Raw genomic sequence first — 23,343 nt, 5'->3', positions numbered from 1 at the left:
ATTCCAAATTCTCAATAAATTGACTGCGCAGGTCGAAGCCATTGCCGACTAACACAAATTAACGATTTTATTCTAAAAAAGGCAGTGCGTCTTCTGAGCGATACACCCATTTAAACGCTGGCAAACTGTCGCTAATGGTCTTGCCGTAGCCTTTAGAGGAAAGGCGTGGGTCACAAAGCATTAATACGCCACGATCTTGCGTATCTCGTATTAAGCGCCCTGCGCCCTGTTTCATGGCGATCACCGCTTCGGGCAGTTGAAAATGCACAAAACCATTTAGTCCTTTCTCTTTTAGATACTCTTCGCGTGCCTTAACAATCGGGTCGTCCGGTGGCGCAAATGGGATTCGGTCAATTAAAACAAACTTAAGCGCTTCCCCTTTAACGTCAACCCCCTCCCAAAAACTACTGGTGCCCAATAATATCGGGGACTGAACCTCGCGAAAACGCTGTAATAAAACGGACTTTGGCTGGTCGCCTTGAACCAGTAAAGTCCCATACCAATGCTCACTCAAAATCTCGCGCGCTTCTTGTAAAGCGCGGTGGCTTGTAAATAGCAAAAACGCTCTGCCATCACTGGCCTTTAGTAATGGCCAAGCCGCACGTAAACAAATCTTTATATAACGCGGGTCTTTAGGTTCTGGTAAACCAATTGGATGATAAACCACCGCTTGTTGAGGATAATCAAATGGGCTGACCCAATGAGCTGTTCGAGCATCAAGCAAACCCAAGCGCTTAGCGAAATAATCAAAGTTATTACGAACACTTAAAGTAGCAGAAGTAAACAACCAAGCGCCTCCAAGAGCATCACGTTGCCGACTAAAAGGCCCTGAAACATTCAACGGGGTTAAATGCAACCGAAAACGCCCCATTGAAGACTCAACCCAGCGAATTTTATTTTCAGCACTTTCAGAGCGCCAATCATTCAACTGCTCTAAAAAATCTTTGCTCCGCTTGTGCACCGACGCTATTTGCTTACCGCGTTCGGTCAGCTGTTTTAAACTATCGGTCAACTGCGTTAGGCTTTGTATCACTCGTTTTAACTGATTTTGAAACGCGACTTGCTGTTCCAATTGTTCCCAAGTCCAGCGTTTTTCCCATTTGCCGAGAGTCTCATTCAGCAATTTGATTTGTTCTGAAAATTGCTGCGCTTGATCTACGATGGATTGCGACTCTGGCGCATCCGCTTTTTGCGCTTGACCAATATCACGCACCAACTCTTCCAACTGGATGCGCGACAAACTAAACCCCAAAAACTGCGCGGCAATATCCGGTAATTGATGCGCTTCGTCAAAAATATAAATATCTGCTTGCGGCAATAACTCACCAAAGCCTTGCTCGCGTAATGCAATGTCAGCACAAAACAGATGATGATTAACCACCAGCACTTGCGCATCTTGCGCTTGCTGTTTCTGTTGCGGATAAAAACAACCTAAATCACTGGAACACTCCGCTGCTTGACAAAACTCCAGACGCGCACAGGTTTTGCGCCAAATCGGATCCGATTCAGGCACGTCGGCTAACTCAGCTCTATCGCCACTTGTGGTACTGTCCTCAACCCAGCTACGAATCAGAGCGAGTTTCTTCCAATCGTCTTTGGAATGTTGCTCAACGGTCTCGGTAATTTCCAAACGCTGCGGACAGACATAATTGTCACGCCCTTTGAGCAAATGTGGCTTGCCTTTAATTTGACAAGCACCAAAGAGCATTGGTAAATCTTTCTGAACTAACTGCTCTTGTAAGGTTTTCGTTGCGGTGGACACAATCACTTTTTTACCGCTTAATAACGCGGGCACTAAATAAGCAAAGGTCTTACCTGTTCCCGTTCCTGCTTCGGCCAATAACGTCTCTTGCGCGGCAATAAGATCAACCACCTCCTGCGCCATTTCAAGCTGCGCTTGGCGCGGCGAATAGCCTTCCACAAGATTACTTAAAACCCCACCTTCGCCCATCACTGCATCGAGAGTTAAAAGGGGTTTACTGCTGGAGTTTTTTTTGGCCGCCATTCTTGTCCGTCACAGTTTGTATAAATTCGCGCCATTATACTGCAAATCCTCTTCTATTCGATTGCAGCCAACAAACGAATCCAAATCATCGCCATCACAATCGGAGTATCCACACCATGCAACGCGCTATTCGCTGTGGGTAAAGCTGTTGATAGCTCAAGGATAAGCCCCAAAAAATAAAGCACATCAGTAGGCTGGACATTAGACGGAGTTTCCCCTATAATCCGGCGCTTCAAATATTTGAACTTAAGTCGAATTGGTTTTGAAATATTCGGCACGCAAAATGGATATATCTGATGAAAATCTTATCTTCACTAAAATCTGCTAAAACTCGTCATAAAGACTGCCAAGTTGTAAAACGTCGCGGTAAAGTTTACGTGATCAATAAAACTAACCCTAAGTTCAAAGCGCGTCAGCGTTAATACTTCGGTTAGCGTAAGCTGCAGATGAAAAAGCGCCCTGATCAGGCGCTTTTTTTCGTTTATAACACCCTGTTTTTTAAAGACTTTTCTAATTCCGCATCTTGCCCGTACCGTAAAGTTTCTAACTCAAACACGCACTTTACAACGTTATCCCTTTAATTTGGCACTTACTCTCTTTGTCTTTGACAAACATCTTTTGGGGAAGGTGATTGAGCAGTTCTTCAAGCTGAAGTGGAAATTTGATATTCTCGAAGATATGAACATTAAGAATGTCGCCTTCACTTTTTGGAATAAGTGATAAAGAGCGGTTTAGATAGGCTTCACCGTTTTCTATGAGGTTTCGGTATGCTCCTCGGCTCCTTCCTCTTTAATCGCCTCCCGACAACTCTGTAAAGGAGCATCGCGTTTAGGGAAAATCGTATAGTAAGGTTTTCCAACAACCTCTTCCAAAAGACTGGAGGTTAATGCCAAATACGCACGATTTGCAAAAATAATATGGTATTCGTCATCGTGCAGGAAAGCGGGATCTCTCATCAAGTTAAGCAAGTGTACATACATACGCAATACCTTTTAAATCTGTCAAATCATTATAGTATTTTTCATGAATTATCCTGATTGATAATAAACCAAATAATTGGTGTCCTTTTGAGTTTTAATACTATAAAAACTTTCTAAAACATTCATAGATAGCGCTTTAAGGAGATACAGAACAAGCCCTCATGGACTTGTTTTGTGTCTCGTTAGAGTTCGTCAAACATCGCTTTCATGGTTGGGTTATTACGCGTAAGTTTTTTAACCGTAACGTCTTGTGCCTTGTCATTAGCCAGTCTTAGGTTTCGATCTGCGCCGATCAGGGCGTCTTTGGTTTTTTGCAAGTGTGTAATAGATTTATCAATTTCATCAATCGCCGTTTGGAATTTACGCGATGCTAGGTCGTAATTCTTGCCAAAAGCATCTTTAAATTTCTCTAAATCGTTTTCAAAGTTGGTAACGTCAATATTTTGTGCTTTAACTAAAGCCAGTTCAGATTTATAAGCCATTGAATTCATTGCCGCATTGCGTAACAGCGTAATCATCGGAATAAAAAATTGTGGGCGAATGACATACATTTTAGGATAGCGGTAGGAAACATCAACGATTCCGGTATTGTAAAACTCGTTATCCGCTTCTAGTAATGAGACCAAAACCGCATACTCACATCCTTTTTCGTTACGGTCACGGTCCAGCTCTTTTAAGAAATCTTCATTTTTCTTTTTGGCCACCGTTGTTTCGTTTTCATTTTTCATTTCGAACATAATCGAAACAATCTCTGTCTTGGCAGTATCAAAATCCCGAAAAATGTAGTCGCCTTTACTGCCACTGCTGGCGTCGTTATCTTTTTCAAAATAGGCATTTTGAAAGGCGGTCGCACGGATACGATTAAATTCGTTTTCGCAGTGTTGTTCTAAAGTTTCACCCACCATTTTTGTGGATAGTTTCGCTTTCATCTCTTTTAAACGCTCAATGGCTTCATCACGGTCTTTGATTTGCGTTTCATATTTATCCTTTAAGGATTTTTCAGAAATTTGTTTTTCCAAAGCGGATTTTTCTAGCGCATTCTGTAAGGCATTGCGCTCTTGTAGTACTCCGCTTAACGCTTCTTGTACCGCTAACTTTTGCATTGTGGCTTGGGCATCAAGTTGCGTTTTTAGACGTTCAATTTCTGCCGCTTTTTGCGCTTCTGCTTGTTGCAGTTCGCTAAGTAAATGTGCATTAGCTAACTGCGTAGCAATATCCATTTCGTGGCGCGTTTGCTGCAACTGCATGGCCAGCGCATCACGCTGTTTTTCAACGCTTTGTAAGGCTTCGGCAACGGCTAATTTTTTATGGTTTTCACCGGCATCTAATCTGGCTTGTAACGCTTGAATCTGCGTCTCTTGCTGCGCTGTGGTTTTTTCCATTGCGCGGATTACTTGTGCTTTAGCCAGTTCAATCGCACTGTGCTTCTCTTTTTCGGCCAGTTCCAGACGCTGCTGTATCTGCTGCTCAAAATCACTGTCGCGCACCTGTTTAACAATATCGGCATAACCGGCTTCGTCAATTTTAAAAGCCTCACCGCAATGCGGGCATTTAATTTCATTCATGGTTCACTCCATTTAATTGCAGCCAAGATTTATGTTTTTAAGTTGTTGGCAAATTGTACCTTATGGAGATATAGGACAAATCCAAATGGCAGCAGGTATTATTTTATTAAAGCTTTTGGTAGAGCAGCCGTTAACGATTTTGATGCTTTTAATCAGGAGGACATATGGATATTTCAGGAATCAGCGCCGGTGGTGCAGTGTCTGCAGCACTAGCGCAAAAAGAAGCGGGAACAGAGGCACAGGTTCAAGTGACGATGTTAAAAAAAGCTTTGGATACGCAAACCGAAGGTGCTTTAGCATTACTTGACGCTTTACCACAAGCCTCAAATACACAAGGTTTGCCAGCCAATCTTGGGCAAAACATTAACACTAAAGCCTAACAAACTCTAACAAGCTCACGATAAAACCCGCTATGCTTTCTGCATGGCGGAGTTCAATAAATTCGGTTATTTTTTATAAAAAGCTTCTTGTACTTTATTAATGGTGTCGACAATTAAATCGGTATCAACTTTACCAATAAAATAGCTGGCACCAAGCTCAAGCACTTCACGCGAGTTATTTTCACTGGTCATTGAGGTATGCACAATAATCGGAATATTTCGCGTTTTAGGTTTACTCCGCAGTTCTTTAATGACCGTGTGGCCAGACGCAACTGGCATTTCGAGATCGGTAAAAACCATCGAAATCTCGCTCATATCATCCAATTTGTCGACATAATCCAATAACAAACGGCCATTATTGAACGGTAGGTATCTTAAGCCAAGCTGGTCAAATACCATCCCCATGTATTTCTGAATCGACTTAGAGTCTTCAGCAAAAAGAATAGTTCGACTAGTGATGTCATCTGAAAACGAATTTGCCGAAGGGTCAATTTCTCGTGCTGAGGTAAAAATCTTCTCTGCCATCGTCGGCATCGCCTCAATCAGCAATTTTTCAATATCAAGAATAAAACAAAGCGTTTTGCTATTTTCTAAGTAGGTATGGTTAATAATCTGATTGGTATTTACATTTACGTTGTAATTTGATGCAGGATGAATATCAGACCAATTTTTTTCTTCAACCCCGAAGATATGTGACACACGTAAACCAACAAAATTATGGCTAAAATCAGAAACGATAATAATCGACTTTTCTCGCTCTTCTGGTGTCATCGGAAAACCCATCCAGTGCGGTAAATCGATAACCGGCAAATAAACGCCACGCAATTCAATCATCCCTTCGATTAAATCATTGGTGTCCGGCATCGGAGCCACTGGGTAGCTGCGCCCTTCGAGCACTTCGCGCACTTTAAAGACATTCATCCCGTAATACGGCGGATGATAATCTTCTTTTGCAAACTGTACTTGGAAAATCATCAAACTAAGCTGATTGTTTTTACTTAACTGAGCGGTTTTTTCGACTTGTTCTAGCGTAGTACTCATGAGCAAAAGGCTCCAATTTCGGAAGTAACGGTATTGAATTAAAGATTTGGTTTAGCCCGATTTTAACGGAATGAAACAATAAATCCTACGCCAAGCGCGTTTAACTATCCGACACTTGACGCAAACCAATAAATCTTAATTTCCTTGACGGGCTTCAAGCAGAGCTTTCACCGGTTTGAAAGAGGCGCGATAACCGTCTAATAGCGGTAGGGTTTGCAATATTTTAAGATGTGCGGCGGTTGGGTAACCTTTGTGCTGAGCAAAACCGTATTGCGGATGTAATTGGTCTAGTTGATACATCTGCCGATCACGATATACTTTTGCCAGAATCGACGCCGCTGAAATAGCCGCCACTTTACTGTCACCTTTTATAATCGCCGTACAAGGATGCGCAATTTTGGGACAACGATTGCCGTCAACCATCGCCATATCAAAAGGGTGTTGACGAGCCACATCCTCAATCGCGCGGCGCATCGCTAACATGGTCGCTTGTAAAATGTTTAAGGCATCAATTTCTGCTGGAGTGGCGACTTGAATACTGTAAGCCAAGGCCTGTTCTGTAATACGCTCAAACAAGAGTTCGCGTTTTTTTTCAGACAGTTTTTTAGAGTCCGCTAGCAGCAACGAACAATCTTCCGGCAGTATCACCGCCGCCGCAACCACGTCGCCAATCAAAGGCCCCCGCCCAACTTCATCCACCCCAACAATGACTTGTCGACTCGTTATTGGAAATAAATCAATTTGCTTATTCATCGTACGGCGTCCAACCGACTCCATTTACGCAGCGCCTCTACGGCTAAGTCTGCACTTGGCTGCTTTAGTTGTTGATATTGAATTTCAAAAGCTGAGCATTGCTGTTGACGAAGGGGCACAGAATCTATTAACGCCAACAACGACTGGGCTATTTTAGGAGCAGTCGCTTGCGCTTGGATAAGCTCAGGAACGATGCTGCGGTTGGCCAAAATGTTGGGCAAACCAATCCATTGAGTTGTGGCCAATTTAGACATAATCCAATAAGACAGTGGATGTACCTTAATCGCCAAAATCAATGGGCGGCGCATCAAAGCACATTCTAAGGTGGCGGTGCCAGAAGTCACCAACGCTTGATCGCACGCTTCTAATGCTAATTGTGCTTGCCCATCTAACAAATGCAATTTGGCGACAAATTCTGCGCTTATTTCTTCAGTTTTTAACAATATTTCTATCGCCTGTTGAATCGCAGCCATTGCGGTTTGATGGACAACCGGAATCACAAAATGCATCCTCGGACAAGTATGCGACACTTGCGCCGCAGCAAGTAAATAAGGCGTTGTCATTTGATTGATTTCACTCATCCGCGAACCGGGTAAAATTGCGGTCAATGGCAAATCGACAGCGAACCCCAGCTGCGTTCGAGCGCGCGCCTTATCGGGTATTTCAGGTACCTGTTGCGCTAAAGGATGGCCCACAAACGCAACTGGAATGGCATAGCGGTGATAATAGGCTGGTTCAAATGGAAAGAGTACTAAGACGCCATCAACTGCTTGTTTGATTTTTGCCAAACGTTTTTCACGCCACGCCCAAACCGACGGCCCAACATAATGCACGGTCGTAATTCCATGGGCTTTTAATTTCTTTTCAACTGTAAAATTAAAGTCCGGCGCATCAATACCGATAAATACATCCGGTTTTTCTACTATCAAGCGTTGAATTAACTGTTTACGCAACACTAAAAGTTCGCGTAGCCGTTTTAATACCTCAAAAAATCCCATAACCGATAAGCGCTCCATCGGATACCAAGATTGCATCCCCTCGGCAATCATTTTGGGACCGCCAATCCCAATAAATCGCGCATGCGGATAACGGCTTTTAAGCGCTTGCAGTAAATTTGCGCCCAGCGTATCACCGGACATTTCGCCCGCAACCAAGGCAATGGTCAGATTGTTGGACATCGCGTGATGTGCGGAATCCGTTATTTCTTGGATCAAATTCATTAGACGGCTTCTTAAACAAAAAAACGCAGCTTTAAGACTGCGTTATTGATAAAACAGAACAAGATACTTAGCGCGTAATGCCGCGCGTTGAGCTTTCTAAAAAGGCAATTAAATGGTCTAAAGTACCCTTTTCATCATTTTGAGCTTGCAGTTCACTAATCGCCGCTTTAATACTGAGCTGATTACGATAAATAATCTTAAAGGCGCGCTTGACTAAAGTACGTTGAACACTATCGAAATTGCGACGCTTTAACCCTTCTAAATTCACCGATTTCGCTTCTGCAATATTGCCTGAGACAACCACAAAATCTGGTACATCTTGGTTAATCACGCTACCCATACCACAGAAAGCATGTTCACCAATACGACAAAACTGGTGAACCAATGTATAGCCACCCAAAATCGCCCAATCTTGGACTTCGACGTGTCCTGCCAAAGCGACATTATTCGCCATAATACAATGGTTGCCTACAATGCAATCGTGGGCAATATGCACTCCAGCCATGATCCAGTTATCATTACCAATAACCGTTTTTGCAATGTCTTGAACGGTGCCTCGGTTTAAGGTCACATTTTCGCGAAAAGTATTATTATCGCCAATGATTAACATTGTCGGCTCGCCAGCATACTTTTTATCTTGTGGGGCCGCCCCAATTGAACCAAATGGATAAAAACGGTTATTTTTACCAATTCGTGTTGGCCCAGAAACGACAACGTGAGAGTCAAGCTTAGAACCGGAATCAATCACTACATCGCCTTCAATCACACAAAACGGGCCAATTTCCACATCGGCGGCAATGCGCGCCTGCGCATCAATAATAGCAGTTGGATGTATCAAACTTAAACCTTACGTTCTGCACACATTAAATCCGCCGATGCGATGATTTTTCCATCGACCATGGTGGTACATTCAAATTTCCAGATCCCGCGTTTATGACCTAGTGCTTTGACTTCAAAATCCAAGCGATCGCCGGGGACAGCCGGCTTACGGAAACGCGCATTATCAACCGCGGCTAAATAATACATTGATGAACCGTCAGGTTTACCTTCTTGACTGCGGAACGCCAAAATTCCAGTGCATTGCGCCATCGCTTCAATAATCATCACACCCGGCATAATTGGATTGTTCGGGAAATGCCCCGTAAATTGAGGTTCGTTAAAGGTAACGTTTTTATAGCCCTTTAGACTTTCGTTTGCTGTGAATTCCGTGACTCGATCGACTAACAAAAACGGGTAGCGATGCGGTAAATATTCAAAAATGTCTTTCACTTCCATCATAAAAATCCAGTTTCTCTGAGTGTTTTAATTATTCTATTTCGGCAATTTGCTTTTGTAGGGCTGCCACTTGGCGGGCAAGTTTGTCGAGCGTTCTTTGACGAACAATCTGCTTTTGCCATTTACTGGTTTCTTGTGTCGGAAAACCGGAATAGGAGCCGGGCTGATTAATGTTATGAGTCACGCCGGATTTGGCGGCAAAATGACAATGGTCGACCGTGCTTAAATGCCCGGCAAAACCAACTTGCCCTGCCACAATATTGTATTTACCTAACTGAGTGGTACCGGCAAAACCAACTTGACCAGCAATCGCCGAACCCTCTCCAATTAAGACATTGTGTGCGATATGAACTAGATTATCGATAATACAATGGTCTTCAATAATCGTGTCCTCGATGGCTCCACGATCAATAGTGCAATTATTACCAATGGCAACATGATTACCAATAATGACGCGCCCGATTTGAGGGATTTTAGACCATTTTCCATCTTGCGGAGCCCAACCAAAACCGTCACCACCGATGACGGTTCCGGATTCAATCTGCACATAATCCCCAATCCGGCACTCTTTATGAATAACCACATTGGCGCCAATTCGGCAATGTTTACCAATTTGCACGTCAGGATACAAGACGCAACCGGGAGCCAGCCAAGAATACTCACCAACAACAACATTGTCCTGTAACACACAATTGGCTTCAACACAGATATTGTCGGCTACTTTAGCCGTCAAAGAAACGGTCGCATTGTCTGCAACACCTAAGAATGGCGGAGTAACCGGATAGAGAACTTGCGCCAACAGAGAATAAACGTAATAAGGGTCTTGAACTGCAATAAATGCTTGCGGACAATCAGCAACAAATTTTTCAGACAGAATGACGAGACCGGCTTGGGTACTGCTCAGAGCAGTAACAAACTTTGGTGAGTTTAAAAAACTCAGACTTTCAGCACTTGCGTTATCAAGGGATGCAACACTGTGAATTTCCTTAGTTGCATCACCATTAAAGTGGTATTTGACTTGGTGTTGGTCCAATACCTCGAGCAGAGAGTCTATGCGCACAAAGTAACCCTACTTTTACTTATTGAAATCAGAGCGTTTCTTCTGAGATTCACTTTTTAGGTAATCCAGAACGTCTTTAGTCACATCAATACGATTGTTCGTATAAGCAATACCTTCATACATGATTAGGTCAAAGCCTTGTTTTTCACCAATCGTTTGAATCGCTTCATTAACCAAGGTTTGAATTTTAGCCAACTCTTCATTACGACGAAGGTTAATCAATTCTTGCACATCATTACGACGACGCTGTATTTCACGAGTCATCATGGTTAACTCACGTTCCTTAGTTGCGCGTTGCGTGTTACTCATGACACTTTTGTTTTTTTCGTAATTTTTTTGCTCACCATCGAGCTTGGTCGCTAAATCTTTCAGTTCTGACTGTTCTTTTGCGAACTCTTGTTTCAACTTATCGGTAGCAACACCGGCTTGCGGCGCTTGTTCTAATAACAAGGCGACATTCACCACACCCAATTTAACAGGCGCATCATCGGCGTATGCCGTAGAAAAAAGCACGGCAACAGCCATTGCTAGCGATACAAATAGAGATTTAAACATTAATCTGTCCTGTTTGAATAGTTTTGGGGATTTTACCGCATTTTAGAAAACAACAAGCCAAAAAATTGACTCGGTTTCCAGCCATTTAAATTCAAAGAGTTAAATGGCTTTTTTAAAATTTTTCTAGAAAGCAGTGCCCAACGTGAACTGGAACGCTTGGGTGTCGTCATTTTCTTGGGCATTAAGCGGCCGAGCAAAACTAAAGGTTAAAGGACCAACTGGCGTAATCCATGAATAGCCAACCCCCACTGCGGCGCGTAAATCATTAAACTTCACTTGATCAATGCCATCAAACGCATAACCCGCATCAAAGAACCAGCTGATTCGTTGGTTCGATGAATCTTCAATAAACGGCACAGGTGAGATGATTTCTGCGGTCGCTAGAACACGAGTATTACCACCGATCGGACGGTCACTGCCGTCCGTATTTAGATCGTATTTCGCACTCAAGGAGTTTGGCTCGTAACCGCGCACAGTGCCAATCCCGCCCGCATAGAAATTCTCATAGAACGGCAGAACATCAATATCGCCATAACCGTTGCCATAAGCTAACCCGCCTTTAAGATGTAAAGAAAGATTTTTTGTCATCGGCAGATAGAGGTTTTCTTCAGCAAAGACTTTGTAAAAAGGTGAGTTGGAGGTACCCGGAACAACAGTTTCAATAGTAAACGTCGTTTTCTGACCTTTACTTGGGAAGTAAAAACTATTCGTGGTGTTATGAATCCAACTAATTGACGCTTGTAAAGAGTTGGTCTTATCGCCGTATTGATCAATATGGTCAAAACAGGCATTAAAATCGGCCGCACAGACCAACTCTTGCGAATCAGCTTTCAAACCATAACGAATGGTATTATTCTCACTCAATGGATAGCCTAAACTGGCACGCACACCAAAGTTATTAGTTGTGAAATCGGCAATTTCCAACTCCTCAGCGTCAATTTCGCGGAAATATAAGCCCATCCCCAAGCTGACATTATCTTCAGTGAAATATGGGTTAGTGATACCGATGTCAGCGGTTTTACGAGCCGCAGAGGTATTAATCTGTAAATCCAGTTTATTACCGCTACCAATGAAGTTACGTTCCGACAAGCCGACGTTGAAGCTGATGCCATCAACTTGAGAGAAACCGACGCCTGCGGTAAATGACCCGGTTGGCTGTTCCTCAATCTTAACAATTAAATCCACTTGGTCATCCGAGACCCGTTTGGTCTCAATTTTACTGGATTTAAAAAACCCCAAACGTTCTAGTCGAGTTTGCGACTGGCGCACTGCTTTCAGTGAATAAGGCGCACTTTCTAACTGACGCAATTCACGACGGACAACATGATCACGAGTACGCGTATTGCCTTCAAAATCGATATAGCGAATATAAACGCGGTCTTTCGGTTCAATTTTAAAGGTGACGTCCATGGTTTTTTCAGTCGGATTGATAATCGTATCCGGCGTCACTTCAGCAAACGCATAACCTTCCTCGCTCAGGCGCTCACGAATAATGTTTACCGCATCTATGATTTTACTGCGCGAGAACACATCACCTACTTGCACATCGGTAATACGATCAATCTCTTCTTGCGAGAGAATGGTTTCGCCAGTAAAAATCACTTTACTCAGTGTAAAACGGTCACCTTCTTGCAGATTAATCGTGGTGAAAACCTTGGTTTTATCTGTTGATAAAGAAACTTGCGAAGACGCTATTTTGAATTGCGCATAACCGCGATCCAGATAGAAAGAGCGGATTTTTTCCATATCCGCTTCCAATTTAGGTTTTGAGTAAGAGTCACCTAAACCAAACACACCTGTTTCTGACAGGTCCATTAATCCTTTTAGACGACGGTCGGTGAAAACCTCATTACCAACGAGAGCGATACGTCCCATCGAAGCCGGTTCGCCTTCGACAATTTTAATCAGCAAATCCACTCGGTTACGCGCCAGTTCGGTCGACTCAATACTGACACTTGCCGCATAATACCCTTGGTTTTGATAACGACGCTTCAAATCAATAATAATGCGGTCTAAATCCAACTGATTGTAAATACGACCCTGCTTGATTCCTAAACTTTTTAAAGCATCTTCAAGCACTTCCGTTTCAATGAGTTTATTGCCCTGAATTTTTACTTCAGAAATCGAAGGACGCTCGGCCACTTCAATCACCAGTTCACCTTGACCACGCTGATAGATGGCGACATTGTCAAAAAAACCGGTTTTATAAAGGCGCTCGATGGTTTGCTTGGTCAAATCAGCGTCTAGAAACTGCCCTTTGGTAATGGGTAAATAACTATTAATCGTTTCAAAACCGATACGGTTAGACCCTTCAACGGTGATTTTCTCTACAACAAATGCGTTGGCAATTGAAGGAATAACAAGCGCTGCGGAAAGAGCGGTGATAAGTGCAGTTTTCTTAAAATTACGTTGATTCATCTTAACCATTGGATATTCTTAAAATGTCATTGAAAACGGCCAGCAGGGTCAGACTAATAATTAAGAAGAGTCCGATTGATTGACCATACAGCATTATACGCTCGCTAACCGGCGAACCTTTGATAATTTCGACGAGGTAATATAGCAAATGCCCGCCATCTAAAACAGGGATTGGCAGTAAATTAAGAATGCCAATACTTAAACTTAACAAGCCCAATAGACCTAGAAAACTGATTAAGCCGGTTTGTACCGCTTGTCCAGACATTTGAGCGATGGTTAAGGGGCCAGAAAGATGCTGTAAACTCACTTCACCAAACAACATTTTCTTGAGCATTTGCAAGCTCATATAGGTCAAATCTTCCATGCGCTGCCAACCTTTTAAAATGGCTTCGCTAAAATCATACTGAATCAAATTACTAAACGGCGCCATAGTATCGCGATTTACTTGTAAACCTAGACCGATACGACCAATTGTTTGCCCTTCTTGAACTAAAGAATCTAAGGTGATTATTTCAGAAAAAACCGCACCGTTGCGTTGATAACCCAGTTGCACTGTCTGTCCTGGTAGTTGCTGGACGGCATTGACAAACTGTGACCAATTAGCAATTGGCATCATGTTTAATTGTGTAATCTGATCACCGAGCTGCAGATTACTGTGTGCAGCCGGCGAATCTGCAGCAATATGACCTACGAATGCCGGAACTTTCGGAGCTGCGGGATGAAATCCTAATGCAGTTAACCAATTCTCATCCGGCTTGTTTAAATCCAACCCGCGGATTGAGAGATCTTTAACCGATAAAATGGTGCCGCTAGTCAACTCTTTCAACTCCAAATCAACTTGGCTCTGCTGGTCAACCAATAAGCGCATTAAACGCTGGTTCACTTCGTTCCACGCCTGAATCGGCTGGTTATTGAAGCTGACTAATTCCCATTGAAGCGTCTCACCTTTGGCATTCTCTTGCAGTGTCGCGGTACTCAAGACTTGCGCCAACGGGGTATTGGCTGGCACATCTTGAATAATCGGTTTCAAACTGGATATCCCCAGTAAAAAAATCACGATAAAGACCAACCAAGCAAAAATCAGATTAATGAGCGGCCCTGCGGCAACCACTGCGATACGCTTGTAAACACTTTGACGGTTAAAGGCCCTTGGTAAATCTTCGGCACTCACATTACCCTCACGCTCATCCACAAAGCGAACAAAGCCGCCAAGCGGAATAGCACAAACTTTGTAAAGGGTTTCACCGCGCTGTCTTTGCCAAAGGGTTTTGCCAAACCCAATTGAAAATTCTAATACCTTGATATCAAACCAACGAGCAACTTGGAAATGGCCCCATTCATGGATACTCACCAAAATCCCAATAACAATGACAAAGCCAATAAAAGACCAGATAAAATCCATGACTTACTCGATTATTGCGTTACGCATAATAAAAGCCCATCCACAATAGCAAACTTAATGGCATAGCAACCAACAAGCTGTCAATGCGATCTAATATCCCGCCATGTCCAGGCAAAATTCGTCCACTGTCCTTTAGATTCGCTTGGCGCTTTAAAACACTTTCAAACAAGTCTCCAAACACTGAAAGCAGAGCAATTAAAGTCAATCCCAGCGACAAAATTAAACGCTCGATAAGCGTGGCATCCGCTAGCAAAAAATGCAAACCAACAAGACTCAAGACCAAAGCACTTAAAGCGCCGCCCCAAACCCCTTCCCAGCTCTTTCCAGGACTCACAAAATTGGCTAATTTACGACGCCCCAAAGCGCGACCAAAGAAATAAGCACCTGTATCCATCGCCCAAACCATTGCCATGCTCAATAACAACAAACCTGCGCTCAGCATTTGTTGCAATTCAATTAACGCCAATGTAAACAAGGCAATTAGACCAAAGCTTAACAACAAGATTAAAGTCTTACCTTCAACACCTTGTTTTGCTTGAGTTATTTGATAACGAATCACGATTCCAAAAACCGCCATCAACGTTACGACTGTCAAAACCAGATAAACCATTTCGGTGACAAATGGTGCTACCCAATACAAACCCAACAAAGCAACTATGGCCAAAAACCACTGCAGCACCAACTGATTTACGCGCGCTAATTTGACGGCTTCCAGCAACGCTAAAAACGCGGCAACATAAACCCCAACCTGCCAGACTTTTGGTGAAGCACTAAAAACACCACCTAAAACAATGGCCACCAAAAACAGGGCTGTTACTATTCGAGAAATTAACACGACTGCACCTGCTCGCTCGTTTTACCAAAACGGCGTTCTCGTGCGGCGTAAGAATCTATCGCCTGATCGATTTGTTCAGCGCCAAAATCTGGCCATAAGGCGGGCGTAAAATAGAGTTCAGAATAAGCCATCTGCCAAATTAGAAAATTACTGATGCGCTGTTCACCGCCGGTACGGATTAACAAATCAGGCAGCGGCAAATCGGCATTTGCAATATGTTGATTCACACCCTCTACGCTAAGCTCATCAATGCTTTTATGTGGATTATTTTTAACCCAAGCTTTAACCGCTTCGATAACATCCCATTGTCCACCGTAGTTTGCAGCGATATTGAGAACCAACCCGGTATTCTTTTCGGTCAGAGCTTCGGCTTGCGCGATGTGTTGTTGAATTTGCTCACTGAAAGCGCTGCGTTCACCAATGATGCGCAATTGCACATTATTATCATGCAGTTTTTTTACCTCTTTTTGCAGTGCAGCCAAAAACATCGCCATTAACTTATTCACTTCATCTTCTGGACGACGCCAATTTTCGGTACTGAACGCAAACAGTGTCAAGGCTTGAATTTGACGCTTAGCACAATGAGTAATCACCCTTTTAACCGCATTCAGGCCCTTCTGATGGCCGATAAAACGCGGCAAAAAACGCTTTTTAGCCCAGCGTCCGTTGCCATCCATAATAATCGCAATATGCTTTGGAATCTGTGCGGCGGTACTTTCAGACAAAACACGGTCCTTATGAATGAGTAATGTATCAACTTGGTCAAACGCGCAGTTCTTCAAATAAAAAAAGCCAAAAACCGTAGCGATTTTTGGCTTTTATAGACGCCACCAAAGACGCTAATTATGCCCTATTTCGGGTTAAATAGCGAATGCTCTCAATGACAAATCATTAAGCAAGCGGTGAATTATCTGGGTCTAACAAAACTTAGACTTCCATCAAGGATGCTTCTTTCTCTGCAAGCAAGGCATCGACACGTTTAACGACTTCATCGGTTATTTTTTGAATCGCATCTTCCGCACCACGCGCTTCATCTTCGGTAATTTCTTTCTCTTTTAACAGAGCTTTTATATCACTATTCGCATCACGACGGACATTACGAATGGCCACACGAGCTTGCTCAGCATCGTTACGTGCCACTTTGGTTAAATCACGGCGACGTTCTTCAGTTAATGGCGGCATTGGAATACGAATCAAACTACCATTGGTGTTTGGATTCACCCCAAGATCAGACATCATAATCGCTTTCTCGACTTTCGCCACCATCGGATATTCCCAAGGTTGAACGGTTAGAGTGCGCGCATCTTCAAGACCAATGTTGGCAACCTGACTTAAAGGCACATCCGAGCCATAGTAATCGACCATAACGCTATCCAAAATAGAAGGATGCGCACGTCCGGTACGAATTTTAGCGAAGTTAACTTCTAAGCTCTCAAAAGATTTTTGCATACGCTGCTGCGCATCTTTTTGAATATCTTGTAACATTTCATTATTCTCCTGTACTGACCAAAGTCCCTTCGTCTTCACCTTTTACAATGCGAATGACAGCTTGGTCCTTAAACATATCAAACACGCGAATCGGCATTTTGTGATCGCGACACAATACAAAAGCCGTCATGTCCATAACTTGTAAGTTTTGTTGAATCACTTGATCGTAACTCAGCACACTGTAACGCACGGCAGCTGGATCTTTTTTCGGGTCAGCACTGTAAATACCGTCCACTTTAGTCGCTTTCAATACGATATCTGCATCGATTTCAACACCACGCAAGGCGGCAGCAGTATCTGTAGTAAAAAACGGACTACCGGTTCCGGCTGCAAAAATAACCACTTCACCGGCACTCAATAATTTTTTAGCAACATTCGCGTTAAAACCGTCGGTAGCAATTCCCTCAATCGACATAGCTGAAAGCACTTGCGCTTTCATTCCCATCGATTCAATCACATCGCGTAATGCCAGCGCATTAATGACGGTCGCCATCATCCCCATGTGATCGCCAGTGGTACGCGCGATTCCGGAACCTTGAATTTGCGCGCCACGGAAAATGTTGCCGCCGCCAACAACGATACCGACTTCGACGCCGAGGTCGCGCAAATCTTTGACTTGCTGAACCACTTTACGCAAGGTGCTGGCACACAGACCAAACTCCCCTTCACCCATTAAAGCTTCGCCACTAAATTTAAGTAATATACGTTTGTATTTAAGTGTCATTTTCCGTCCTGGTAAGTAAAACCATTTTTAAAATCACTGTATTAAACAGCCTTTTAAAAATAATTTTCAGTTACAAAAAAACCACAGCAAGGTATTGCTACCCTGCCATGGTCTTTTACAACAAGATTATTTACCTTGTGCGATACGTGCAGCTTCTGCTACTTCGTCAGCAAAGTTAGTTTCTTGGATTTCAATCCCTTCACCCACTTCCAAACGAATGAAACAAGCGACGTTTGCTGAGTTCGATTTTAAAAGGTCCTTAACTTTTTGACTAGGATCCTTAACAAACTCTTGCTCTAACAGAGTAATATCACTTGCAAACTTACGCATACGACCTTCAATCATCTTCTCGATAATTTCCAATGGCTTACGCTTATCTTCTGGAAGATTTGCATTATCTTCTTGCGCTTTCTCAATTTGGAAAGCACGCTCTTTCTCAACAACCGCTTGATCTAGGTCGTCTGTTGAAATCGCTTGTGGTTTTACCGCAGCAACGTGCATCGCAACATCACGGATAAGCGCGTCATTACCGCCTTCCATTGCAACAACGACACCGATTTTCTCACCGTGCTGGTATTGACCGATCTCACCGTTTGTTTCAACGATTTCTAAACGACGCACGCCCATGTTCTCACCGATTTTGGCGATAAGTTCGCGACGACGCTCGTCAACGGTTTTACCAGAAGCCATGGTCGCAGCAAGAACCGCTTCAATATCAGTGGTTTTATTCGCCAATGCGATTTGCGCGATTTCATCTGCAAACGACTTGAACTCATCACCTTTGGCAACGAAATCAGTTTCACAGTTTACTTCAGCGATAGCTGCTGTTTTCTTGTCACCCGAAATAGCGATTGCGATAACGCCTTCTGCCGCAACACGGCCCGCTTTCTTATCCGCACCAGCCATTCCTTTTTTACGCAAGAACTCAATCGCAGCTTCCATGTCACCATCGGTTTCAGTCAATGCTTTTTTACAGTCCATCATCCCTGCGCTTGTGATTTCGCGCAGCTCTTTTACCATTGCAGCCGTAATTGCCATGTATATATTCCTTAGATCTTTAAAAGAGGGTTTAAAACCCGTTGCCTATCTGATAAACAACCGATTTAAAAAAAACGGGATAAAACTGTCTGCCCATTAAATCAATGAACAGACAATCAAGCTTAGAAATTATTCAGCTGCTTGTTCTTCAGCTTCAACAAAATCATCGCCTTCAACTGCAGTAGTGATTGAAGCAACACCTTCGTTAATTGCGTCGGCTGCAGCACCTAGGTAAAGTTTGATCGCACGAATCGCATCATCATTACCTGGGATAACATAGTCAACACCACGTGGGTCGTTGTTGGTATCAACAACACCAACTACTGGAATACCTAGTGTTTTCGCTTCTTGGATTGCAATTTTTTCATTACCGGTATCGATGATGAAGATTGCATCTGGCATAGCGCGCATATCTTTGATACCACCCAAAGAAAGCTCTAGTTTTTGCTTTTGACGAGTCAGCATTAGTGCTTCTTTTTTGGTTACTTTTTCAAAAGTCCCATCTTGCTCCATTACTTCAAGTTCTTTTAGACGCTTGATGGATTGCTTGATGGTTTTGAAGTTTGTCAACATACCGCCTAACCAACGGTAATCAACGTATGGCATGCCACAACGCATCGCTTCTTGCTTAACGATTTCGCTTGCTGCTTTTTTAGTACCAACAAAAAGAACTTTACCTTTATGCGCAGCAATGCCACCCATAAAATTTAGCGCATCGTTGAACAAAGGAAGTGTTTTTTCTAAGTTAACGATATGGATTTTGTTACGCTCACCAAAAATGTACTCAGACATTTTAGGATTCCAATAACGAGTCTGGTGACCGAAGTGAACACCAGCTTCCAACATTTCACGCATGGTAACTTTTGCCATGTTTTAATTCTCCAAATAGTGGGGTTAAGCCTCCGAATACCCATAGAAACGAACCATGGCAATAAAAGCCAAAGCACCCCGTTTTATGTGCCGGTAAACGTGCGGATTTTCTGTTAAAATTTACCTCATTTGAGAGGCGCGGCATTTATATCACATTTTGTCTATTTGCTCAATGAAAAAAGCCAGTCACTCCGATAATTTCCGCCCTAGCCCTGACCAAACTCCGGCTCGGCTAAATTAACCAAAAGATTAAGTTGTAATGACCATTAAGATTAAAACTGCAGAAGAAATACAAAAAATGCGCGTCGCCGGCAAACTCGCTGCCGACGTTTTAGAGATGATTGCTCCGTATGTTATTCCCGGCGTCAGCACAGGGGAACTCAACCGCATCATGCACGACTACATGGTTAATCAACAAGGCACCATTCCTGCCACGCTAAACTATCACGGTTTTCCAGCATCAAGCTGCATTTCGATCAACCAAGTGGTCTGTCATGGCATTCCGGAAGACACTAAAAAACTCAAAAAAGGGGATATCGTCAATATTGACGTTACCGTAATTAAAGACGGTTACCACGGCGATACCAGCATGATGTTTACAGTGGATGAGGTTAAACCTTTTGCGTCACGTTTATGCCAAGTGGCTAGGGAATGTCTATGGCTGGGCATTCAACAAGTCAAACCCGGAGCCACTCTTTATGATGTCGCATTAGCGATTCAAACCCACGCCGAAGCGAATAATTATTCGGTGGTGCGCGAATATTGCGGACACGGTATCGGTGCAGATTTCCATGAAGAACCGCAAGTGTTGCATTATGCCGCCGAGGAATTAAAAAACATTGTCCTTAAACCGGGCATGGTTTTTACTGTCGAGCCGATGATTAATCTCGGTAAACCCCATATTAAACTCCTGCCGGATAACTGGACGGTCGTCACCAAAGACCGCAAGCTTTCAGCTCAATGGGAGCATACCCTAGCCGTCACTGATGACGGTTATGAAATCTTTACCTTACGCACGGACGAACAGCCGTTTTTACCGTAACTTTCATGGATTATCAATCGAGCCCCTAACTAATGAGCGAACTAAACCGTCCTTCTTTACCACAATTTGTGAATGCCTTGAATGATGCAGAAATCCCCTTGAAAGACAAAATCAAGGCGGGCCGTAACGTCATCAAACGCTTTACGGATTATCAATTCACACAATATGAAGAAGGCGCGCCAGTCGCTGAACTGATTAAAGAAAGGGCGACATTTGTTGACCAGTTTCTCAAAAAAATCTGGGGACATTTCATCATGGATCCCGATGCGGCTTTAATTGCCGTTGGGGGTTATGGTCGAGGCGAACTCCATCCTTACTCGGATATTGATCTACTCGTGTTGACCGAAACGCCCAATCAACTCCAAGAGCCGTTGTCCGCCTTTATTACTCTGTTATGGGATTTAGGCTTTGATGTCGGGCATGCCATCCGCACCTTGGACGAGTGCTTTGAAGAAGGGATGAAAGACGTTACCACCGCCACCAATTTACTCGAAGCGCGTTGGATAACCGGTGAATACCAAGCTTTTCAAGGGTTGATTAGCCTCTGGGCGCGTAAAGATTTCTGGCCAATTAAAGACTTTTTTAGCGCCAAAACAGAAGAACAGCAACAACGCCATAACCGCTTTCAAGACACCACCTATCAACTTGAGCCCAATATCAAAGAGAGCCCAGGCGGTTTACGCGACATCCACATGATTAACTGGGTAGCAAAGCGCTACTTTAGGGTAAAGTCGTTGCACGAACTCGTGCAACGTAACTTCCTCTCGATTGAAGAATACGTTGAGATGGAAGCGGCCAATAAATACCTAAACCGCATTCGCTTTGCGCTGCAACACCTGCGTCGCCGTCGCGAAGACCGCTTGCAATTTGACTATCAACAGCAAATTGCGGAACTTTTCGGCTACGAAGACAACCCTGAAAAAATGGCGGTTGAGCAGTTTATGAGCGGCTACTACCGCAATGTTCAGAGTGTCGCCAAACTCAACGAAATCTTATTACAACACTTCCGCGAAACCCTATTTGAGGACGGTAAAAATCACATTATCCCAATCAATAATCGCTTTTGCATTCGTAACGACTATTTAGACATCACGCATCCGGCAGTCTTTGAAATCAACCCAACAGCGCTGCTTGAAGTGTTTGTCGCCCTCGCCAACCTACCGGAAATTAAAGGGTTACGTTCTAACGCCATTCGCTCAATACGTGACCACCTACATTTTATTAATGACTCGTTCCGCGCCGACCCAATCAACCGCGCCTTGTTTATTGAGATTTTCCGACAACCGAGCGGGGTGAATGCCTCAGTACGCCGAATGCACAGTTATGGCATCTTAGACAGCTACCTGCCGGTTTTTAAGAAAATCAGCGGCCTGATGCAATTTAACATCTTTCATGCATACACGGTTGATGACCACACTATTTTAGTAATTCGCAATCTGCGGCGTTTTTTTGTTGAAGAGTACGCCTACGAATTTCCAACGGCACATCAGATATCCAAACAGATTTGCCGCCCAGAAGTCCTATTTTTAGCCGGTCTCTTTCACGATATCGCCAAAGGACGCAGCGGCGCACATGAAGTGCTTGGCGCAATCGACGCTGCTGAGTTTGCCAAACAACACAACCTGCCAAAAAAAGACCAAGAGATGATAGAGTGGCTAGTGCGCCACCATCTGGAATTTTCTCATGTCGCGCAACGTAAGGATTTAAGCGACCCACAAATCATCAATGAATTTGCCAAGCTCATCGGCGACCAAAACCATCTTAATCATCTCTATCTATTGACGGTTGCCGATGTTTGCGCTACCTCTGAAGATGTCTGGAACGACTGGAAAAACTCGCTATTCCTCGAACTGTACCACGAGACCTACAAAGCGCTAGAACTCACTTCCAACATCCCAAAAAACAAGGCGATGAAAGCGCTGCAAACTCAAGAAAAAGCCAAAGAACACCTTTCTAAACGCGAGATTAAAGCAGCGGACTACCAACGTTTTTGGGATTCAATGGCCGATAGCGCATTTTTCAGCCGCCAGAGCCCGCAAGAAGTCGCGCGTATTACCCAAGAACTGTACCAAGCAGACAAAACACAAACTCTAATTAAAGTCCGAGCAAAAAGCGCCCGTGGCGCATCTGAACTGATGATGTATATGCCCGACCGAGATTATCTGTTTGCACACATTACCCATGCGCTGGACAAGCTCAAGCAGGACATTATGGAAGCGCGAATTTTCGCCAGCAACGACGGAATGACTTTAGTGTTAATGTACTTCCTAAATCGTGAAGACCATCAGTCGATTAATAAAGAGAAGAGCCAGTTGATATGCGATACGATTCGCGAGCAGATGCTGCGCGAAGAAGTACAGCCAATGCAACCGAATAACTTTTTGAATCGCCGGATGCGCTGCTTTGAAACCCCAACCGAAATCCAGTTTGTCCAACTCAACGAACACCGCAGTGAATTGCACATTACCACCAAAGACAGCCCAGGCCTATTGTCACGGATTGGTTGCGCACTGCGTAATTGCAAAATACGCCTGCACGATGCACGCATCACCACGGTCGGAGAAAAAGCAGAAGATTGGTTTGTGATCAGTGACACTGAGAACCAGGCCGTCAACACCAATGAACTCAAAACGCGTTTGCGCGAAAGCCTAATTGAAAATTTGGAAAAATAAGCGGTTGTGCCGGCTTAAAA

22 protein-coding genes are annotated in these 23,343 nt (G+C 43.7%); 4 read left to right on the top strand and 18 right to left on the bottom strand.

The genetic code is table 11. The features are described from left to right. Positions 1 to 67: 67 nt before the first annotated feature. A complete protein-coding gene (yoaA, locus tag HRR27_RS06500; RefSeq protein WP_173272039.1) occupies positions 68 to 2,005 on the bottom strand; it encodes a DNA repair helicase YoaA in 1,938 nt (645 codons plus the stop codon). A gap of 296 nt (positions 2,006 to 2,301) precedes the next feature. Here yoaA and ykgO point away from each other — a divergent pair, with 296 nt between their 5' ends. Beyond that, positions 2,302 to 2,427 (top strand): type B 50S ribosomal protein L36, encoded by a 126-nt coding sequence (gene ykgO / locus HRR27_RS06495; protein WP_084205718.1) that lies wholly within the window; start codon positions 2,302 to 2,304, stop codon positions 2,425 to 2,427. Positions 2,428 to 2,757: 330 nt separating this feature from the next. On the opposite strand, the gene HRR27_RS06490 is transcribed toward ykgO, so the two are convergent. Together HRR27_RS06490 and HRR27_RS06485 are read right to left on the bottom strand one after the other, a co-directional pair. Then, on the bottom strand, positions 2,758 to 2,985 hold the full coding sequence (locus HRR27_RS06490) for a PAS domain-containing protein (RefSeq protein WP_279585859.1): 228 nt from the start codon (positions 2,983 to 2,985) through the stop codon (positions 2,758 to 2,760). Positions 2,986 to 3,167: 182 nt separating this feature from the next. Next, entirely contained in the window at positions 3,168 to 4,550 is a 1,383-nt protein-coding gene (locus tag HRR27_RS06485) for a DUF2130 domain-containing protein (protein ID WP_173272035.1), read from the bottom strand. Positions 4,551 to 4,714: 164 nt separating this feature from the next. Between HRR27_RS06485 and HRR27_RS06480 the strand changes: the two genes are divergently transcribed. Next, the gene (locus HRR27_RS06480) at positions 4,715 to 4,930 is read left to right on the top strand and encodes a YjfB family protein (protein ID WP_173272033.1); all 216 of its coding nucleotides are present in this window, start codon (positions 4,715 to 4,717) and stop codon (positions 4,928 to 4,930) included. A 66-nt stretch (positions 4,931 to 4,996) separates the two neighbouring features. On the opposite strand, the gene HRR27_RS06475 is transcribed toward HRR27_RS06480, so the two are convergent. The 15 genes from HRR27_RS06475 to rpsB all read right to left on the bottom strand — a co-directional run bounded on the left by HRR27_RS06475 (position 4,997) and on the right by rpsB (position 19,609). After that, the gene (locus HRR27_RS06475; RefSeq protein WP_173272031.1) at positions 4,997 to 5,971 is read right to left on the bottom strand and encodes a chemotaxis protein CheV; all 975 of its coding nucleotides are present in this window, start codon (positions 5,969 to 5,971) and stop codon (positions 4,997 to 4,999) included. Between the two features lie 135 nt (positions 5,972 to 6,106). Next, on the bottom strand, positions 6,107 to 6,724 hold the full coding sequence (gene rnhB, locus HRR27_RS06470; protein WP_173272029.1) for a ribonuclease HII: 618 nt from the start codon (positions 6,722 to 6,724) through the stop codon (positions 6,107 to 6,109). Beyond that, positions 6,721 to 7,944, bottom strand: a complete 1,224-nt coding sequence (lpxB, locus tag HRR27_RS06465; protein WP_243830801.1) for a lipid-A-disaccharide synthase — start codon at positions 7,942 to 7,944, stop codon at positions 6,721 to 6,723. Before lpxB ends, rnhB begins: the two co-directional genes overlap by 4 nt. Positions 7,945 to 8,011: 67 nt before the next feature. After that, positions 8,012 to 8,782, bottom strand: a complete 771-nt coding sequence (lpxA, locus tag HRR27_RS06460; RefSeq protein WP_173272027.1) for an acyl-ACP--UDP-N-acetylglucosamine O-acyltransferase — start codon at positions 8,780 to 8,782, stop codon at positions 8,012 to 8,014. Between the two features lie 2 nt (positions 8,783 to 8,784). Next, positions 8,785 to 9,222 carry a 3-hydroxyacyl-ACP dehydratase FabZ gene (gene fabZ, locus HRR27_RS06455; protein WP_173272025.1) on the bottom strand — a complete coding sequence of 146 codons (438 nt, stop codon included), beginning with the start codon at positions 9,220 to 9,222 and terminating at the stop codon, positions 8,785 to 8,787. A gap of 28 nt (positions 9,223 to 9,250) precedes the next feature. Beyond that, the gene (lpxD, locus tag HRR27_RS06450) at positions 9,251 to 10,279 is read right to left on the bottom strand and encodes a UDP-3-O-(3-hydroxymyristoyl)glucosamine N-acyltransferase (protein ID WP_173272024.1); all 1,029 of its coding nucleotides are present in this window, start codon (positions 10,277 to 10,279) and stop codon (positions 9,251 to 9,253) included. A gap of 15 nt (positions 10,280 to 10,294) precedes the next feature. Further along, the gene (locus tag HRR27_RS06445) at positions 10,295 to 10,834 is read right to left on the bottom strand and encodes an OmpH/Skp family outer membrane protein (RefSeq protein WP_173272022.1); all 540 of its coding nucleotides are present in this window, start codon (positions 10,832 to 10,834) and stop codon (positions 10,295 to 10,297) included. A gap of 123 nt (positions 10,835 to 10,957) precedes the next feature. After that, positions 10,958 to 13,261, bottom strand: a complete 2,304-nt coding sequence (bamA, locus tag HRR27_RS06440) for an outer membrane protein assembly factor BamA (RefSeq protein ID WP_173272014.1) — start codon at positions 13,259 to 13,261, stop codon at positions 10,958 to 10,960. Further along, positions 13,254 to 14,654 carry an RIP metalloprotease RseP gene (gene rseP, locus HRR27_RS06435; protein WP_173272013.1) on the bottom strand — a complete coding sequence of 467 codons (1,401 nt, stop codon included), beginning with the start codon at positions 14,652 to 14,654 and terminating at the stop codon, positions 13,254 to 13,256. The genes bamA and rseP overlap by 8 nt, the downstream gene beginning before the upstream one ends. A gap of 19 nt (positions 14,655 to 14,673) precedes the next feature. After that, on the bottom strand, positions 14,674 to 15,489 hold the full coding sequence (locus tag HRR27_RS06430; RefSeq protein ID WP_173272011.1) for a phosphatidate cytidylyltransferase: 816 nt from the start codon (positions 15,487 to 15,489) through the stop codon (positions 14,674 to 14,676). After that, positions 15,483 to 16,166: a polyprenyl diphosphate synthase gene (gene uppS / locus HRR27_RS06425; protein ID WP_243830898.1), complete on the bottom strand. Its 684-nt coding sequence runs from the start codon at positions 16,164 to 16,166 to the stop codon at positions 15,483 to 15,485. Before uppS ends, HRR27_RS06430 begins: the two co-directional genes overlap by 7 nt. Before the next feature lie 250 nt (positions 16,167 to 16,416). Continuing rightward, positions 16,417 to 16,974 carry a ribosome recycling factor gene (gene frr / locus HRR27_RS06420; RefSeq protein WP_173272007.1) on the bottom strand — a complete coding sequence of 186 codons (558 nt, stop codon included), beginning with the start codon at positions 16,972 to 16,974 and terminating at the stop codon, positions 16,417 to 16,419. Positions 16,975 to 16,978: 4 nt separating this feature from the next. Beyond that, positions 16,979 to 17,701, bottom strand: coding sequence for a UMP kinase (gene pyrH / locus HRR27_RS06415; protein ID WP_173272005.1), 723 nt, complete (start codon positions 17,699 to 17,701; stop codon positions 16,979 to 16,981). Between the two features lie 126 nt (positions 17,702 to 17,827). Then, positions 17,828 to 18,739, bottom strand: a complete 912-nt coding sequence (tsf, locus tag HRR27_RS06410) for a translation elongation factor Ts (protein WP_173272003.1) — start codon at positions 18,737 to 18,739, stop codon at positions 17,828 to 17,830. A 129-nt stretch (positions 18,740 to 18,868) separates the two neighbouring features. Continuing rightward, positions 18,869 to 19,609 (bottom strand): 30S ribosomal protein S2, encoded by a 741-nt coding sequence (gene rpsB, locus HRR27_RS06405; RefSeq protein ID WP_173272001.1) that lies wholly within the window; start codon positions 19,607 to 19,609, stop codon positions 18,869 to 18,871. A 259-nt stretch (positions 19,610 to 19,868) separates the two neighbouring features. Between rpsB and map the strand changes: the two genes are divergently transcribed. Continuing rightward, complete coding sequence (gene map / locus HRR27_RS06400; RefSeq protein WP_173272000.1) at positions 19,869 to 20,651, top strand: type I methionyl aminopeptidase; 783 nt, start codon at positions 19,869 to 19,871, stop codon at positions 20,649 to 20,651. Positions 20,652 to 20,683: 32 nt separating this feature from the next. Further along, complete coding sequence (gene glnD, locus HRR27_RS06395; protein WP_173271998.1) at positions 20,684 to 23,323, top strand: [protein-PII] uridylyltransferase; 2,640 nt, start codon at positions 20,684 to 20,686, stop codon at positions 23,321 to 23,323. Positions 23,324 to 23,343: the final 20 nt, after the last annotated feature.

This window comes from Thiosulfatimonas sediminis (assembly GCF_011398355.1).
Classification (GTDB): Bacteria; Pseudomonadota; Gammaproteobacteria; order Thiomicrospirales; family Thiomicrospiraceae; genus Thiomicrorhabdus; species Thiomicrorhabdus sediminis_A.
The sequence above is the reverse complement of the archived record's forward strand: the minus strand, read 5'-3'. Positions and strand labels throughout refer to the sequence as shown.

Coding starts and splice junctions, on each gene's coding strand:
- yoaA (WP_173272039.1), bottom strand. CDS start 2,005: ATGGCGGCCAAAAAAAACTCCAGCAGTAAACCCCTTTTAACTCTCGAT.
- ykgO (WP_084205718.1), top strand. CDS start 2,302: ATGAAAATCTTATCTTCACTAAAATCTGCTAAAACTCGTCATAAAGAC.
- HRR27_RS06490 (WP_279585859.1), bottom strand. CDS start 2,985: ATGTATGTACACTTGCTTAACTTGATGAGAGATCCCGCTTTCCTGCAC.
- HRR27_RS06485 (WP_173272035.1), bottom strand. CDS start 4,550: ATGAATGAAATTAAATGCCCGCATTGCGGTGAGGCTTTTAAAATTGAC.
- HRR27_RS06480 (WP_173272033.1), top strand. CDS start 4,715: ATGGATATTTCAGGAATCAGCGCCGGTGGTGCAGTGTCTGCAGCACTA.
- HRR27_RS06475 (WP_173272031.1), bottom strand. CDS start 5,971: ATGAGTACTACGCTAGAACAAGTCGAAAAAACCGCTCAGTTAAGTAAA.
- rnhB (WP_173272029.1), bottom strand. CDS start 6,724: ATGAATAAGCAAATTGATTTATTTCCAATAACGAGTCGACAAGTCATT.
- lpxB (WP_243830801.1), bottom strand. CDS start 7,944: ATGAATTTGATCCAAGAAATAACGGATTCCGCACATCACGCGATGTCC.
- fabZ (WP_173272025.1), bottom strand. CDS start 9,222: ATGATGGAAGTGAAAGACATTTTTGAATATTTACCGCATCGCTACCCG.
- HRR27_RS06445 (WP_173272022.1), bottom strand. CDS start 10,834: ATGTTTAAATCTCTATTTGTATCGCTAGCAATGGCTGTTGCCGTGCTT.
- bamA (WP_173272014.1), bottom strand. CDS start 13,261: ATGGTTAAGATGAATCAACGTAATTTTAAGAAAACTGCACTTATCACC.
- rseP (WP_173272013.1), bottom strand. CDS start 14,654: ATGGATTTTATCTGGTCTTTTATTGGCTTTGTCATTGTTATTGGGATT.
- uppS (WP_243830898.1), bottom strand. CDS start 16,166: ATGGATGGCAACGGACGCTGGGCTAAAAAGCGTTTTTTGCCGCGTTTT.
- frr (WP_173272007.1), bottom strand. CDS start 16,974: ATGTTACAAGATATTCAAAAAGATGCGCAGCAGCGTATGCAAAAATCT.
- pyrH (WP_173272005.1), bottom strand. CDS start 17,701: ATGACACTTAAATACAAACGTATATTACTTAAATTTAGTGGCGAAGCT.
- tsf (WP_173272003.1), bottom strand. CDS start 18,739: ATGGCAATTACGGCTGCAATGGTAAAAGAGCTGCGCGAAATCACAAGC.
- rpsB (WP_173272001.1), bottom strand. CDS start 19,609: ATGGCAAAAGTTACCATGCGTGAAATGTTGGAAGCTGGTGTTCACTTC.
- map (WP_173272000.1), top strand. CDS start 19,869: ATGACCATTAAGATTAAAACTGCAGAAGAAATACAAAAAATGCGCGTC.
- glnD (WP_173271998.1), top strand. CDS start 20,684: ATGAGCGAACTAAACCGTCCTTCTTTACCACAATTTGTGAATGCCTTG.